The organism is Chryseobacterium sp. VD8 (assembly GCF_037149975.1).
In the GTDB taxonomy this organism is placed as follows: Bacteria; Bacteroidota; Bacteroidia; order Flavobacteriales; family Weeksellaceae; genus Chryseobacterium; species Chryseobacterium indicum.
In genome coordinates, this window is sequence record NZ_JBBCQL010000108.1 from 1 (window position 1) to 14,506 (window position 14,506).

13 protein-coding genes are annotated in these 14,506 nt (G+C 37.1%); 5 read left to right on the plus strand and 8 right to left on the minus strand.

What is annotated here, in order from left to right; all coding sequences use genetic code 11:
- On the plus strand, nucleotides 1-370 hold a 370-nt coding region (locus WFK35_RS12835), incomplete at its 5' end, for an AIM24 family protein (RefSeq protein ID WP_336732920.1).
- Nucleotides 371-426: 56 nt separating this feature from the next.
- On the opposite strand, the gene WFK35_RS12840 is transcribed toward WFK35_RS12835, so the two are convergent.
- From WFK35_RS12840 to WFK35_RS12875, 8 genes are all read right to left on the minus strand, one after another.
- Nucleotides 427-1,116, minus strand: coding sequence for a hypothetical protein (locus tag WFK35_RS12840; protein WP_336732921.1), 690 nt, complete (start codon nucleotides 1,114-1,116; stop codon nucleotides 427-429).
- Nucleotides 1,113-1,601: a DNA-deoxyinosine glycosylase gene (locus tag WFK35_RS12845; protein WP_336732922.1), complete on the minus strand. Its 489-nt coding sequence runs from the start codon at nucleotides 1,599-1,601 to the stop codon at nucleotides 1,113-1,115. Before WFK35_RS12845 ends, WFK35_RS12840 begins: the two co-directional genes overlap by 4 nt.
- 171 nt (nucleotides 1,602-1,772) lie before the next feature.
- The gene (locus WFK35_RS12850; RefSeq protein WP_336732923.1) at nucleotides 1,773-3,767 is read right to left on the minus strand and encodes a S9 family peptidase; all 1,995 of its coding nucleotides are present in this window, start codon (nucleotides 3,765-3,767) and stop codon (nucleotides 1,773-1,775) included.
- A gap of 156 nt (nucleotides 3,768-3,923) precedes the next feature.
- The gene (locus tag WFK35_RS12855; RefSeq protein ID WP_116099500.1) at nucleotides 3,924-4,268 is read right to left on the minus strand and encodes a phage holin family protein; all 345 of its coding nucleotides are present in this window, start codon (nucleotides 4,266-4,268) and stop codon (nucleotides 3,924-3,926) included.
- A 65-nt stretch (nucleotides 4,269-4,333) separates the two neighbouring features.
- Nucleotides 4,334-4,756, minus strand: coding sequence for a PaaI family thioesterase (locus WFK35_RS12860; protein ID WP_336732924.1), 423 nt, complete (start codon nucleotides 4,754-4,756; stop codon nucleotides 4,334-4,336).
- A gap of 494 nt (nucleotides 4,757-5,250) precedes the next feature.
- Nucleotides 5,251-7,377 (minus strand): type IA DNA topoisomerase, encoded by a 2,127-nt coding sequence (locus WFK35_RS12865; protein WP_336732925.1) that lies wholly within the window; start codon nucleotides 7,375-7,377, stop codon nucleotides 5,251-5,253.
- 1,571 nt (nucleotides 7,378-8,948) lie between these two features.
- Nucleotides 8,949-9,977 (minus strand): pirin family protein, encoded by a 1,029-nt coding sequence (locus WFK35_RS12870; RefSeq protein WP_336732926.1) that lies wholly within the window; start codon nucleotides 9,975-9,977, stop codon nucleotides 8,949-8,951.
- Nucleotides 9,978-10,018: 41 nt separating this feature from the next.
- Nucleotides 10,019-10,315 (minus strand): GNAT family N-acetyltransferase, encoded by a 297-nt coding sequence (locus WFK35_RS12875; RefSeq protein WP_336732927.1) that lies wholly within the window; start codon nucleotides 10,313-10,315, stop codon nucleotides 10,019-10,021.
- A 595-nt stretch (nucleotides 10,316-10,910) separates the two neighbouring features.
- On the opposite strand from WFK35_RS12875, the gene WFK35_RS12880 reads away from it, so the two are divergent.
- From WFK35_RS12880 to WFK35_RS12895, 4 genes are all read left to right on the plus strand, one after another.
- A complete protein-coding gene (locus WFK35_RS12880) occupies nucleotides 10,911-11,912 on the plus strand; it encodes an EamA family transporter (protein WP_336732928.1) in 1,002 nt (333 codons plus the stop codon).
- 14 nt (nucleotides 11,913-11,926) lie between these two features.
- Nucleotides 11,927-12,955, plus strand: coding sequence for a methionine ABC transporter ATP-binding protein (locus tag WFK35_RS12885; protein WP_336732929.1), 1,029 nt, complete (start codon nucleotides 11,927-11,929; stop codon nucleotides 12,953-12,955).
- A complete protein-coding gene (gene metI, locus WFK35_RS12890) occupies nucleotides 12,948-13,604 on the plus strand; it encodes a methionine ABC transporter permease MetI (protein WP_336732930.1) in 657 nt (218 codons plus the stop codon). Before WFK35_RS12885 ends, metI begins: the two co-directional genes overlap by 8 nt.
- Before the next feature lie 247 nt (nucleotides 13,605-13,851).
- Nucleotides 13,852-14,506, plus strand: a 655-nt coding sequence (locus WFK35_RS12895; RefSeq protein WP_336732931.1) for a MetQ/NlpA family lipoprotein, incomplete at its 3' end; no start/stop codon positions are given.

The following is a 14,506-nucleotide window of genomic DNA, read 5'->3' on the forward strand; positions in this document are numbered from 1 at the left end:
AGTCTGCGTGAACGGAAACGACGTTTTGGCACACGAACAAAGCATAAAAAGCGATATTACCATGCTAAAAAGTATTGCAGGCGTAATGTCTGGCGGACTTTTTCAGGTGAAATTATCCGGAACGGGACATATCGCGATTACCACTCACGGCGAACCGTTGACATTATTGGTAACTCCCGATGCTCCGGTTTTCACAGATCCGAATGCCACTGTTGCGTGGTCGGGAAATCTATCTCCTGAACTGAAAACCAATGTTTCTTTTAAAAGTCTTATTGGAAGAGGAAGCGGCGAAGAATTCCAGATGAAGTTTTCGGGGAATGGATGGGTTCTGATTCAGCCTTATGAGGAGGTTTATAGGATTGAGAAGTAATTATTTCAATAATAAATATAAGAGGCTGTTTCACTTTCGAGACTGCCTCTTATATTTTAATTATTTTTAAATTTTAACTGGCTTTGACTTATATTTATAGTGAAATCCTGTGGTTCAATAGCATCTAGTGACAGATTAATTTCTAAATCTTCAAACTTTTTTGAGGCGGATTTTAAAATATAGTTACTGCTGAATTTTACTTTCTTATCAATTTCATAGTAATCAAACAGTAATTGAAGGCCAACAAATGACAAATCATCTTTAAAGTCTGCGAATGCAACCTCCGCAGAAGCTCTTGGATTCTTCATTTTCTCATTTGGAAATTCTTTAATTGAATAATTAACAAGTCCATCATTTTGTTTTTTAAGCAATTCGGAATTGAAAAATCTTCTTTTGGATTCTTCTTCAAATTGCTTTTTAACAAAAGGCATTCTCATTGAATATTTATAATCAAAATCACTTTCCTTTAAAGGAAATTTTGTATTCCTTATATCAAAATAATGTTGCAAATTATTTTTAAAATCTATAATTGAAGCAGTGAGCCTATTTCTATTAACAGGTATGAAAAAAATCCTGTAAGAATGATCTTGAGAATTAACAATATATTGCAAATCCATAATTTCAGGTCGTTCTTTATTATTATTCTTTAATTCATGCTTGTATCTAATGTAATAATCAAAATGATACTCCTGAGAAAACATATTGACAAAAGTAAAGAATAAAAATAACGCTATTAGTTTTTTCATAAATGTACCTTAATTAATTTCCATTCCTCCAATTTCTTTTCAAAAGAAACCGTATGAAGCGGGCTTGTAGAAGGCAGTAAAAATACAGGTATTTTATAATTCTTTCCTAAAATTTTCTGCAAATTTTTATAGGACTTTCCGCCGTTACAAAAGATTGCCTTAATATTCGGGTAATCTTCCAGGAGCTCTTCAATCTGATTGGCTTCTTCATTTTTTATTTCAGAATCCAGACTTCCTTTTCTTTCGCAGGAATCAATAACATCCCAAAGTGCAATGTTGTGTTTCTTTAAAATATTGATTCTTTCCGCATAATCTTCTGTAAATTCTTCGTTGAGCAATTCAAAGATAATTTTCCAGAATTTGTTTTGGGGATGACCGTAATATTGTTGTTTTTCTAACGATTTTACACCGGGAATTGATCCCAGAATGATAATTTTAGAATCGTTGTCGATGATGGGTGGAAAGGAAGATATTCTGTTTTGCATGATTCAAATATATATACATTTTGGCTAAAGTCATTCTTAATTTTCAAAACAAAAAACGGACTAAAAGCCCGTTTTCTGTTGATTTTATATTTGTTTAAACCACCCCGTCAAAAATTCTATTAATTTTTGCCACCCCTCCAAAGGAGGGGAATTCAGAAGGGGAGATTACATTTATAACGTTTCTTTTAGCCAGTCGAAGAATTCTCTTTGCCAAACCAATCCGTTTTGTGGATGCAGCACCCAGTGATTTTCATTCGGGAAATAGACCAGTTTAGATTTCAAACCTCTCAGTTTTGCTGCCTGAAATGCTTCCTGTCCCTGTTCGTAAGGTACTCTGAAGTCGATTCCACCCTGAACGATCATGATCGGTTTGTTCCATTTATCAACAAAATTGCTTGGGTTGAATTCCGTATAAGCTTTTGGCTGTGGCTTTTCCCATGGTGAACCTAAATCCCAGTTCGCAAACCAGAGTTCTTCTGTTGTTAAATACCATGATTTCATATCGAATAATCCATCATGAGCAATGAACGTTTTGAATCTGTTTTCGTGAATTCCGGCCAACATAAATACGCTATATCCTCCATAACTTGCTCCGACAGCTGCTACTCTGCTTCCGTCAACGTAAGGTAAAGTTTTTGCGTAATCTGTTGCGGCCAAATAATCTCTCATTGGTTGTCCTCCCCAGTCTCTTGAGATTTCTTCATTCCATTTTGTTCCCCAACCCGGCATTCCTCTTCTGTTTGGTGCAACAACGATGTATCCGTTAGCTGCCATTAAAGCAAAGTTCCATCTTGTGCTGAAGAACTGCGTTAAGGCAGATTGCGGACCCCCCTGACAATAAACAAGAGTCGGATATTTTTTATTCGGATCAAAGTTTGGCGGATAATGGAACCACACTCCCATTTCTTTTCCGTCTGAAGTTTTTACCATTTTCAGTTCAGATTTTCCCTGAGCCAACTGTGCATACATTTCTTTATTGGCTTCCGTAACCTGCTTCATTTCTCCGTTTTTAAGGTTGACAGAGAAAATATCTGTGGCGTGATTGATATCGGTTCTTCCTACCAAAAGTGAAGTTTTCTGATCGGCAAAAATTTCATTCACATCAAAATCACCTTTCGTGATCTGCTGCACTTTGGCATTTTTAGGATCTAAAGAAAATAACTGCTTCGTTCCTCTGAAAGCTGCCGTGAAATAGATCATTTTTGAATCTCCGCTCCAGAAAACATCTCCGGAAACACTTTCGTCCCAGCTTTGTGTTAAGTTTGTTGTTTTTCCGGATTTCCAATCCATGATTTTTACATCATTTTTATCGGCTTCATAACCATCTCGTGCCATACTCTGCCACAAAAGTGATTTTCCGTCCGGACTGAATTTCGGATTAACGTCGTATCCTTTATTAGATTCAGTTAAATTTTTTGTTGTTCCTGAAGCAAGATCGTATGCAAAAATATCCGTGTTTGTGCTTGTAGAGTATTCTTTGCCGCTTTTCGGTTTGGTAACATATAAAAGTTGTGCAGAATCCGGACTCCAGATGAAATCTTCCGCTCCGCCAAAAGGTCTTTGTGGAGAATCCCACATTTTCCCTTCTAGTAAATCTTTTGCAGCATCTGCTTTATCCGAAACATTTACTACGAAAACATGATTGTATTTCCCTTCATTGAAATAATCCCAGTGTCTGTGATTCAGATCTGTATAAACCTGCGCGGTGGTTTTCGGAGTATCGGAATATTTGTCTTTTCCCATTACTTTTTCCACCAAAACCTGCTTGCTGAAGGCTATTTTTTTACCGTCGGGAGAAATAACAATGTTGTCTGCTTCACCGATGGTATAAAATTCCGTCCATGTTTTACCGTTGTCTTTTGAAAGAAAAATCTTATCGCCTTCCTGCGCATACAATCCGTTTTTATCCCACTGAATCAGTGCTTTTTTGCCTAAATCAACTTTTACGGACTCATTGTTCAGAACATTCAGAAAATAGTTCTCGCTTTTTGTTTTTTCGGTTTTAAGATCGGTCTGTCCTATTTTGTAGATTAATGAGGACTGATCGGGAGAAACTGCCTGTACTCCAACTTTTTTCAAAGTCCATAAAATTTCAGGCGTCATTAGTTGTTGTGCATTCATTAAGAGCGGAGCTGCCAAAGCCAGCAGACTGTACTTAAGTTTCATATTAATTCATTTTTTATGACTTTATCATTCAATCCAATCATAAAGTCTTTATTTAATTCAAAGATTGCCAAAGTTAACTATTTTTAAAACACAAACACGCACAAAAAATCGCCTGTCGTTTTAACAGGCGATTTTTATATCATTTTAAATTTTAAATTAATCTCCGTCCGAAAACATTGAGTTTGCCAGTGAGCTGACGATGGAAAGCAGGATGCTGAAAATAAGTGCCCACAAAAATCCGTCTACCATCATGCTGTCTATAAAATAATCGGCGATCAGGATAATAATCGCATTGATTACTAAGGTGAACAGCCCCAATGTAATGATCGTTAAAGGTAATCCTAAAATATTAAGAATAGGTTTTACAATTAAATTCAAAAGTCCTAAAACGATGGCAAAAATGATCGCTCCGCCAAATCCTGTAAAGTGTACTCCCGGTAAGATCCATGTTAAAAGATAAGCAACAATGGCCGTTACCAAAAGTCGAATAATTAAGTTCATAGTATGATTTTTTAATGTTGTTGATGCATGTTCCTGTGCAAAAGCTATTCCACTTGTTTGAAAAATTATCTGATCTTCATCATCGTGACCAAGGATGTTGCAACGTGGCTTTCAGATGCTCCGTTTTCATCAGCCACATAAATTTCGGTACGGATCACGCTAATCTTTGAACCTCCTTTTATCACATAAGATTTTGAAATTAAAGCGTCTCCAATGGCAGGTCTTAAATAATTGACTTTCAATTCAACGGTTACGACATAACAGTCTTCTTCGTAATGACTTACTGCCGCATAACCGGAAGAAACATCCACCAAAGAAGCAATCATGGCTCCGTTGAACATTCCTGCTTTTCGGGTCATGAGTTCCATTTTCGGGATTTTCATGGAAATGAAGTCGGTTTCTACTTCCAGAAGTTCGGCTTTGTAGAATTTTAATGTCTCGGAGCGGTTGAAACTGTCGGTGATGAGCTGTTTTTTATGGGGTGTCATTTTTTTGTTTATAATTTGAATACAAGTTGCACAATTTTTTTTACAAATGCGAAAATATTATGTTTGCTTTTGATTAAACACGAATGGCACGGATAGATTTCACAAATGGCGCAAATATTTTAACCATTAAGGATATTTGAGAAGTTAAGAATTATTAAGTTTTGGCTGAAGTTATTTAAACACAAATGGCACAGATAGATTTCACAAATTTTATGTTTAAACACAAATGGCACGAATAATTTGTTCACAAATTTCGCAAATGTTATGTTGCTGTTATTTGAATGATTAAAAATCGAAGTTTGTGTTTAAGCACAAATAGATTTCGCAAATGGTGCAAATATTTTAACCATGAACGATATTTGAGAGGTTAAGAATTATTATGTTTTGGCTGAAGCCGTTGTTTTGGGTAAAACTTGAAAGCGGACTAAAGTCCGCTCCTATTGATGTTTCGTTGTGGTAATCGTGAAAATATTTGTGGTATTTGTGTCTAATCTTTAGTTTAAAACAATCTGAAATTGCTCATCCATCGACAAAATACCTTCTGCCACACTTTCAGGATGGGTGGTGAAGCCTTTTAATTTTGAGGTTTTGCCTTTTAAGACCAAATCCATTAATTGCTTATCCGACAGTTTTTTTCCGAAGATTTCAAAGGAAACTTTAAAGCCGCAGTTTTTAAAATCGGAACATCCGACAGCAGTTTTTCCTTTCATCAAATGATGTTCTTTGCATTTCGGGCATTTGGTTTCTTCCCACGACTGAAGTTCTTTTTTAACGGCTGGTTCACGTTTCTTCTTTTCTTTTACCTCCTCCACTTTTTCTTCTTCCAAAGAAATGACTTTTCCTTTTCCGTCGACTACTTTTTTAGTAAGCTCCGTCACCATCTGGATCAGTTCTTCCTTAAAATGATTGGCTTCATATTCACCTTTTTCAATTTTTCGGAGCTTCAGTTCCCATTCTCCGGTTAATTCGGGACTTTTCAGCAATTCATCTTCAATGGTGTCAATCAGTTGAATTCCTGTTTGGGTGGCGATGAGATTTTTTCTTTTCTTCTCGATATATTTCCGCTTGAAAAGGGTTTCGATAATATTGGCGCGGGTTGAAGGTCTTCCGATACCGTTGTTTTTCAGGAGTTCGCGCAGTTCATCATCTTCCACCTGTTTTCCTGCGGTTTCCATAGCTCTCAGCAAAGTTGCTTCCGTATAAGGTTTTGGCGGAGTCGTTTTTCCCTGATGAATCATCGGATCATGCGGTCCGGTTTCTCCTACGGTAAATTCGGGAATGGTCTGTTCTTCTTCCTTTTCTTTTTCTTTATCGTTGGGTTCTTCTTTTGGTTCTTTGGCATAAACGGCTCTCCATCCCGGTTCCAAAACCTGTCTTCCGCTGGTTTTGAAAGGAATGGTTCCTACTTTTCCTTCTACTAAAGTATTGGAAATTTTACATTCGGGATAAAATACAGCTATGAATCGTTTTGCCACGAGATCATAGACCAGTTTTTCTTCCCTGCTTAAATTCTGCGAAGGCGGAACTTCTGTAGGAATGATCGCGTGGTGATCTGTTACTTTGGTATCATCAAAAACCGCTTTCGATTTGGGAATCGGAGCTTCCAATAAAGGAGCGATAAGTTCCTGATAAAAATACATTTTCTTCAGAATTCCTTCTATTTTCGGATATAAACTTTCAGACAAGTACGTTGTATCCACACGCGGATACGTAACGTGCTTTTTCTCGTAAAGACTCTGAATATAATTTAAAGTATTCTCCGCAGAATAGCCGTATTTTTTGTTGGCTTCCACCTGAAGTGCCGTCAAATCGAACAGTCTTGGATTTTTCTCTTTTCCTTCTTTAATTTCAAAAGAAACGATTTCGAAAGGATTCTGTTTTAAATATTCCAGCCCTTTTTCTGCGCGCTCCAAAGTTTTGAGACGGTCGATGGCGGCGTTAAAAATAACTTCGCGGTATTTGGTTTTCAGTTCCCAATATTCTTCAGTGTTAAAAGCATCAATTTCTTTCTGACGCTGAACGAGCATTGCCAAAGTGGGAGTCTGTACTCTTCCGATGGAAAGAACGGCTTTATTTCCGCCAAATTTTTTGGTGAAAAGTCTTGTTGCATTAATTCCCAGCAACCAGTCTCCGATCGCTCTTGCGTTTCCTGCGAGATAGAGATTTTTGTACTCTTCGGCAGGTTTTAGATTGGCAAAACCTTCTTTAATCGCTTCTTCGGTAAGGGATGAAATCCACAAACGCTGAATAGGCTTGTTGCATTTTGCTTTCTGTAAAACCCATCTCTGGATCAGTTCTCCTTCCTGACCGGCATCCCCGCAATTGATGACCTCATCACATTCTTCGACTAATCTTTCAATAACTTTAAACTGATTTTCAACGCCTTTGTTGGGGATTAATTTGATCCCGAAATTATTGGGAATAATGGGCAGCAGAAACAGATTCCAGGATTTGTACTGCGGACCGTAATCGTGCGGTTCTTTGAGGGTACAAAGATGCCCGAAAGTCCATGTTACACAATAGCCGTTTCCTTCCATATAGCCCTGTTTCGACGTGGTGGCGCCCAACACTTTGGCGATATCTCTGGCAACACTGGGTTTTTCGGCAATACAAAGTTTCATGAATGTCTCGGAATTTTTTGGAGAGGGCAAAAATCGGGAATTTTTTTGGATTTTACTAATTTGCGAATTGTTGGTTGAAAATAAGCTTGTCTGAACTTTTTTAAATGAAGGGTATTACTTAAATTTTTGAAAATAGATACGCTATGATTGTCATTCCGGAGGAATCTATACTCGAATATTTTATGTGAATTTATACTACTTCGCTTAGATCTTTTCACGATGACAGATGTGGCGGAAAGCTGGGCATTTTCAAACGCAAAGTTTATTTATGATGATGATTGTTTTGAGGAAGCAAAGTTATGCAGATTTCATCTGTGATGAAGCGTGTGTTTTAGTATCTGTCTTGCTTCGGTTCTTTTTCTTATAATTTCTAATACTTTGCTTAGATCGATGACAGATGTGGAGGAAAGTTGGGCATTTTCAAACGCAAAGTTTTTTTATGATGGTGTTTATTTTGAGGAAGCAAAGTTATGCAGATTTCATCTGTGATGAAGCGTGTGTTTAGTATACGTTTTTCTTTTTTTATTTTTATAGAACAATTTTACATTGTCTTTGCTTTGGAATTTTAAATTTGATTTTTTCCAGAATTTATAATACTTTGTTTAGATCCTTTCAGGATGACAAATGTGGCGGAAAGCTGGGCATTTTCAAACGCAAAGTTTTTTTTTATGATGGTGTTTATTTTGAGGAAGCAGAGTTATGCAGATTTCATCTGTGATGAAGCGTGTGTTTTAGCATCCGTTTTTCTTTGGTTCTTTTTACAGAACAATTTTACATTGTTTTTGCTTTGGAATTTTAAACTTATTTTTTCCAGAATTTCTAATACTTTGTTTAGATCCTTTCAGGATGACAAATGTGGAGGAAAGTTGGGCATTTTCAAACGCAAAGTTTTTTATTATGGTGATTGTTTTGAGGAAGCAAAGTTATGCAGATTTCATCTGTGATGAAGCGTGTGTTTTAGCATCTGTTTTTCTTTGGTTCTTTTTATAGAACAATTTTACATTGTCTTTGCTTTGGAATTTTAAATTTTATTTTTTCCAGAATTTCTAATACTTTGTTTAGATCCTTTCAGGATGACAACTGTGCTGGAAGTTGGGCATTTTCAAACGCAAAGTTTTTTTTATGATGGTGTTTATTTTGAGGAAGCAAAGTTATGCAGATTTCATCTGTGATGAAGCGTGTGTTTTAGCATCTGTTTTTCTTTGGTTCTTTTTATAGAACAATTTTACATTGTCTTTGCTTTGGAATTTCAAATTTGATTTTTTCAGTATTTCTAATATTTTGCTTAGATTTTTCTTTCAGGATGACGAATGTGCCGGAAAAGAATTCAGAGTTAAAAGACAAATTTGTCTGAAGAAATTCAAAACAGCCCTTTAACGGCTTTTCGGGTTAACCAGGAAAGTATGTTTCACCCCTGCAAGAGACTTTCCGGGAACCACGAAAGCTTCCTGCACCCCTGCGACAAACTTTCCGGAAGGCGGGAAACCTTCTTACACCCCTGCAAGAAATTTTCCCGGAAATTAAAAAAGCTCCCTTAAAAAGAGAGCTTCAAAACAATTCACACCATATCACTACACTTCCATCGGAACTTCCATGAGAAGAATCTCAGTGTTTTCCGATGTGGATTTTATGTTTAATTCGGAAATATCCCAAATTCCGAAGCCGTCTCTTTCTTTCAGTTTCTGTCCTTCAACTTCTGCGCTTCCTTTGATGATGAAAACGTAGACGCCGTTTCCTTTTTTCTTTATCTGATATTGGGTTTTAACTGTATTTTCAAAATCTCCGAGATGAAACCATGCTTCCTGATGGATCCATATTCCGTCGTCTTGGGGGTCGGGTGAAAGGATCTGCTGAAATCTGTTTTGGCTTTTCGTTCTGTCGAGTTTCATCTGGTCGTATCTCGGCGTGACATTTCTTTTATTGGGATAGACCCAGATTTGCAGAAATTTAACCAAATCGCCTTCATCTTTACTGAATTCACTGTGCATCAATCCTGTTCCGGCGCTCATCACCTGAATTTCGCCGCCTTTTATTTCGTTATGGTTTCCCAGATTGTCATGATGGATCAGGGTTCCTTCCAGTGCAATGCTGATGATTTCCATATTGTCGTGAGGATGCGTTCCAAAGCCTTTTCCGGCTTCAACGGTATCATCATTCAGAACTCTTAAGGCGCCGAACTGCATTTTTTCGGAGTCATAAAATTCTCCGAAGCTGAAGGTCTTCTTACTGATCAGCCACTGTTCGTTGGTTACCCCTCTTGAATCTGCGCGGTGTACCACTCTGTTTTCAGGCTTTTTTGCTGCTGTAAAGCTGTTTTCCACCTCGTTGAACAGCAATCCGCTTCCGCCACCGTAATGTTCTGTTACTTTTATATTTTCATCAAAATTTCTGCAAAAAACACCGATCTGTTTTTCGAACTGCTCTTCCAGACCGGAACTCAGCAAAACTATATCCACGGGATTATTTTTGATAAAATCCTCGCTCTTGCTTTCATCACTCAGAATTTCAGCCTTCCATCCATCATTTTTTTCGATAATTCTTTGTAAGGTTGCAAGAATTTCGTCATTTTTTCCGATTACCAAAAAGTTCAGTGCTTTCATTTTGATTCAATTAAAAGTTAATGGTTTACAATTTTAAAATTTTACAGTTCTTCTTTAAACCATACATCGCTGTATTCGTCGGGACGGCGTTTGAACTGGGCATGAACATAAGGACACAGCGGAACAATTTTAAGATGATTTTCTCTTGCATAGGACACCAGTTTTTCCAGCAGGATCTTCGCAAATCCTCTGCCTTCAAATTCTTCGTTTACTTCCGTATGGTATACCGTTAATTTATCTCCAATGACAGAGATGTCCATTTTTCCTGCTTTTTTATCGTCTGAGAAAAGCTGAATCTCCCCTCTTACATTTCCTAAAACAACTTCTGTTCTTTCCATGATTTTGATTTTTAATAATGATGTAAAATTAGGCACCCTGAATTTGCCGGATCATGATGTATGATAATAAATCCGTTTTATTTTGATTAAACTGAAAGAAGCCGTGAATTATTTTTTTAACGTGATGAACATAAATTTTCTGTCTGTATTGCTATAAATTTTTCGTTTGCGAAGGGGGTTAAACGCAACGAAGGCTTGATTTTCGGAACATCAACAGGAAGTTCAAAGCTATTATTTGGCTTTTTTTGAGAGAAATCACTGGTGAATTGATATTATTTTGAAAAATTAAATCATTAAAAATCAAATTATTAGAAACAAGGAATTATTTTATTTACTAAAAAGTCTACTTTTTTAGTGGACTAATAGAAAAATATGTTTTATATTTGCAACCGTAATCAGGATATAATAATACAATGAAAGCAGAATTCAAGAACAGCACCGTAAGAAAACATATCAATCATTTTATGATGATGTATTGCTGCATGCCTATGCTTCATTCCTGTTGTGGTTAACCTTACTTTTATATGACATATTTCTAAAGGCTTTACCACGTTGTAGAGCCTTTTTTATTTTAAAAACAACATTAAAAAATATCATGAATACTAATAAAAACAAATGGCTGATACCTATAGCCTTCACTAATATTTATGTAATATGGGGAATTACTTTCCTCGCCATTTCTTTCGGGTTAAACGGATTTCCGCCTTTTATTCTTTCGGGGTTCAGATTTTTGGGCGCAGGAATAGCAATGATCGGCTATCTGCTCTTAAAAGGTGAAAAAGCCAATTCTGCCATCAACTGGAAAAAAAATGCCATCACCGGAATTCTCATCCTTACGGGAGGAACGGGATTGGTTGCGTGGGGAGAACAATATGTAACCGCTTCTGAAGCAGCCATTGCTATTGCAACGGGACCTTTTTGGTTTATCGCCATTGATAAGAAAAACTGGAGTTATTATTTCTCGGATAAGTTTATTCCTTTGGGCTTGGTGATCGGGTTTGCAGGACTTATTTTATTTCTCAACGGAAGTGTAAGTTCTTCCGGCTCTCATACACAAACAGCAGATGCTTCAATCAGGATAATTGCATTTGTTGTTTTGGGATTGAGTTCTGTAGCGTGGGTTTTAGGATCTCTTTATTCCAAAAAAAATCCCGCTGGTCAGTCAACTTTTATGAATATTGCCCAACAGCTTATTACTGCCGGTATCGCTTCATTTATTATTGCGTTTTTCAGAAATGAATGGACTGGTTTTTCAATCATAAAAGTACCGTTAAACGCATGGTCAGGATTGTTTTTCCTTATTGTATTCGGATCAATCATCGCTTACCTTTCGTATATCTGGCTTTTGTCTGTAAAACCTGCCGCTTTGGTAAGTACGCATACTTACATCAATCCTATTGTTACTGTAATTGCGGGCTGGATCGTTGCAAATCAGACCATCAACATCAACCAGTTTTACGGATTGATTGTTATTCTTGCCGGAGTTCTTTTAACGAACGTGACTAAATATTTTAAGCTTTCCAAGCGGTCTAAAGTGAAAATAAGAAGAGTGATAAGACACGTGAACAAAACCGCAAGACCTTATCAGCCAATATAAAATTTAAGTAAAAAATGATAGAGATAAAGAATGTTTCAAAAACATTTCATCAGAAAAAACAGTCGTTTAAGGCGCTGAATAATGTAAGTCTGACGATTGAACAGGGCGATATTGTAGGAATCATCGGATTTTCGGGAGCGGGAAAAAGTACGTTAATCCGAACGGTGAATCTTCTTGAAAAACCTGACAGCGGTGAAATTGTGATTAACGGAAAGGATTTTACGAAATTAAATTCGAGACAATTAGCCCAGGAAAGGAAAAAGATCGGGATGATTTTTCAGCATTTTAATCTGCTTTCTTCGAGAACTGTTTTTGAAAATATTGCGCTTCCGTTAGAGCTGGATCATGTCAGCAAAACTGAAATTAATAAAAAAGTAAATGAACTGCTGAAAATCGTAGGACTGGAAGACAAAGCAAATGATTATCCTAAAAGTCTTTCGGGAGGACAAAAACAGAGGGTTGCTATTGCAAGGGCTTTAGCAAATGATCCTTATCTCCTGCTCTGTGATGAAGCGACGAGTGCGCTCGATCCTGCAACCACACAATCGATTTTACAATTGTTGAGGGATATTAATCAGAGACTTGGAATTACGATTTTGCTGATTACGCACGAAATGGAAGTCATCAAAACGGTCTGCAACCATGTTGCGGTAATCGACAAAGGCCAACTATTAATTAAGGGAACTTTAAGCGAGATTGTCTCGAACAAAGAGAATCCTATCATCAAACAATTTTTAAACTCTAGTGTTATGACGATACCACAGGAATTGAATAAAAAACTACAGAAAGAGCCACAAGACGGATTATTTCCATTGGTGGAAGTAGAACTTAATGAAAACATATCGGTGGAAGAACTGCTTTCCATTGTTTACGATAAATATAAAATTCCATACAAACTGCTGAAAGCGGATGTTGAATATTTAGGCGACTCCAATTTTGGAAAACTATTGCTTCAGCTTCAGGGAGAAGAGGAGAAAAATCAGCAGGCCATTTATTATTTCAATCAGAATAAAATTCAAAATACGGTAAGAGGATATGCTTAATGATACGGTGATTTCTCTTTTATCAAAGGGAATTTGGGAGACGGTTTTTATGACGTTTGTTTCGGGGTTTTTCGGATTTGTTCTGGGTTTGCCTGTCGGAATTTTATTGTTTTTAACACGGAAAGGACAGCTTTTGGAAAATGTAATCTACAACAGGATTTTATCTGTTCTGGTGAATATTTTCCGTTCTATTCCTTTTATTATTTTAATTGTGTGGATGATTCCTTTCACGAGAAGTCTGGTGGGAACGTCTATCGGGGCAAACGCAGCTTTGGTTCCTTTAAGCATCGGAGCGGCTCCTTTTATTGCAAGACTGGTAGAAAACAGCTTACTGGAAGTTCCTCATGGCTTAATTGAAACTGCAAGAGCTTTGGGAGCAAGTCCGTTTCAGATCATCATAAAAATATTGTTGCCGGAAGCACTTCCTTCTTTGATTAATAACGCAACAATTACCTTAATTACGCTTGTCGGTTATTCTGCGATGGGAGGAGCTGTCGGAGCCGGCGGATTGGGACAGATCGGTTATCAGTACGGCTACATCGGTTATGATGCAGTGATCATGAATCTTGTGTTGGGATTGCTGGTTGCGATTGTTTTTATCATTCAGTTTTCGGGAGACCGATTAGCGAAGAGGTTTGATCATCGTTGAGTTTTTTGAGTGGGAGGGGTTTTGTGTTGGAGGGTGTGAGTGTTTGAGTATGAGAGAGTGTGTTTGAGTATTTTGAAAATAATGTGATAAGTGTGAATGTGAAATAGGGTGGTGGTTTGAAAATTTCAGCCATCAATCGGGCGGAAGATCAGCAAAAAGGAGTAAAAGCCATATTTTATTTATTAAAGAATTTTAAAAATCTAACCTTTTTGCTTTTCGCCCTTTTTAAAAAAGAAAATAATTTACAATGAAAAAAATAAAGATTTTAAGTTTTTTAGCAGCGGGTTTGTTAGCATTTACCGGCTGTAATTCATCCAAAAAAGAAGATCCGAACTTTATAAAAGTAGGAATAACTTCAGGACCTGAACAGGAAATTGCCGAAGTGGCGAAAAAAGTAGCCAAAGAAAAATATAACCTTGAAGTAGAGCTGGTTTCCTTTAACGATTATGTGGTTCCCAATGAGGCTCTGAATAACGGTGATATTGACGCCAATGCTTTTCAGCACGTTCCCTATTTAACCGAACAATCTAAACAGAGAGGATATAGATTAGCCGTTGTAGGAAATACTTTTGTCTACCCTATCGTTGCGTATTCAAAGAAAATTAAAAGCATCAATGAACTTCAGAACGGAAGTACCATCGTTATTCCGAATGATCCTACCAATGGCGGGCGTTCCTTACTTCTTTTACAGAAAAACGGTTTGCTGAAACTGAAAGACGGCATCGGACTTTTACCGAAAGTAACGGATATTGTTGCCAATCCTAAACAGTTAAAAATCCTTGAAATTGAAGCGCCGCAACTGCCGAGAGTTTTGGATGACAAAAAAGTGGTGATTGCTATTATCAACAATAATTTTGCTGCGCAGGCGGGATTGGATGCCGATAAACAGGGAATCTTCAAAG

What these genes read in the sequence shown, in the direction of transcription:
- WFK35_RS12855 (WP_116099500.1), bottom strand. Translation starts at nt 4,268, where the DNA reads ATGAACTTAATTATTCGACTTTTGGTAACGGCCATTGTTGCTTATCTT.
- WFK35_RS12845 (WP_336732922.1), bottom strand. Translation starts at nt 1,601, where the DNA reads ATGCAAAACAGAATATCTTCCTTTCCACCCATCATCGACAACGATTCT.
- WFK35_RS12875 (WP_336732927.1), bottom strand. Translation starts at nt 10,315, where the DNA reads ATGGAAAGAACAGAAGTTGTTTTAGGAAATGTAAGAGGGGAGATTCAG.
- WFK35_RS12850 (WP_336732923.1), bottom strand. Translation starts at nt 3,767, where the DNA reads ATGAAACTTAAGTACAGTCTGCTGGCTTTGGCAGCTCCGCTCTTAATG.
- WFK35_RS12885 (WP_336732929.1), top strand. Translation starts at nt 11,927, where the DNA reads ATGATAGAGATAAAGAATGTTTCAAAAACATTTCATCAGAAAAAACAG.
- WFK35_RS12860 (WP_336732924.1), bottom strand. Translation starts at nt 4,756, where the DNA reads ATGACACCCCATAAAAAACAGCTCATCACCGACAGTTTCAACCGCTCC.
- metI (WP_336732930.1), top strand. Translation starts at nt 12,948, where the DNA reads ATGCTTAATGATACGGTGATTTCTCTTTTATCAAAGGGAATTTGGGAG.
- WFK35_RS12870 (WP_336732926.1), bottom strand. Translation starts at nt 9,977, where the DNA reads ATGAAAGCACTGAACTTTTTGGTAATCGGAAAAAATGACGAAATTCTT.
- WFK35_RS12840 (WP_336732921.1), bottom strand. Translation starts at nt 1,116, where the DNA reads ATGAAAAAACTAATAGCGTTATTTTTATTCTTTACTTTTGTCAATATG.
- WFK35_RS12880 (WP_336732928.1), top strand. Translation starts at nt 10,911, where the DNA reads ATGAATACTAATAAAAACAAATGGCTGATACCTATAGCCTTCACTAAT.
- WFK35_RS12865 (WP_336732925.1), bottom strand. Translation starts at nt 7,377, where the DNA reads ATGAAACTTTGTATTGCCGAAAAACCCAGTGTTGCCAGAGATATCGCC.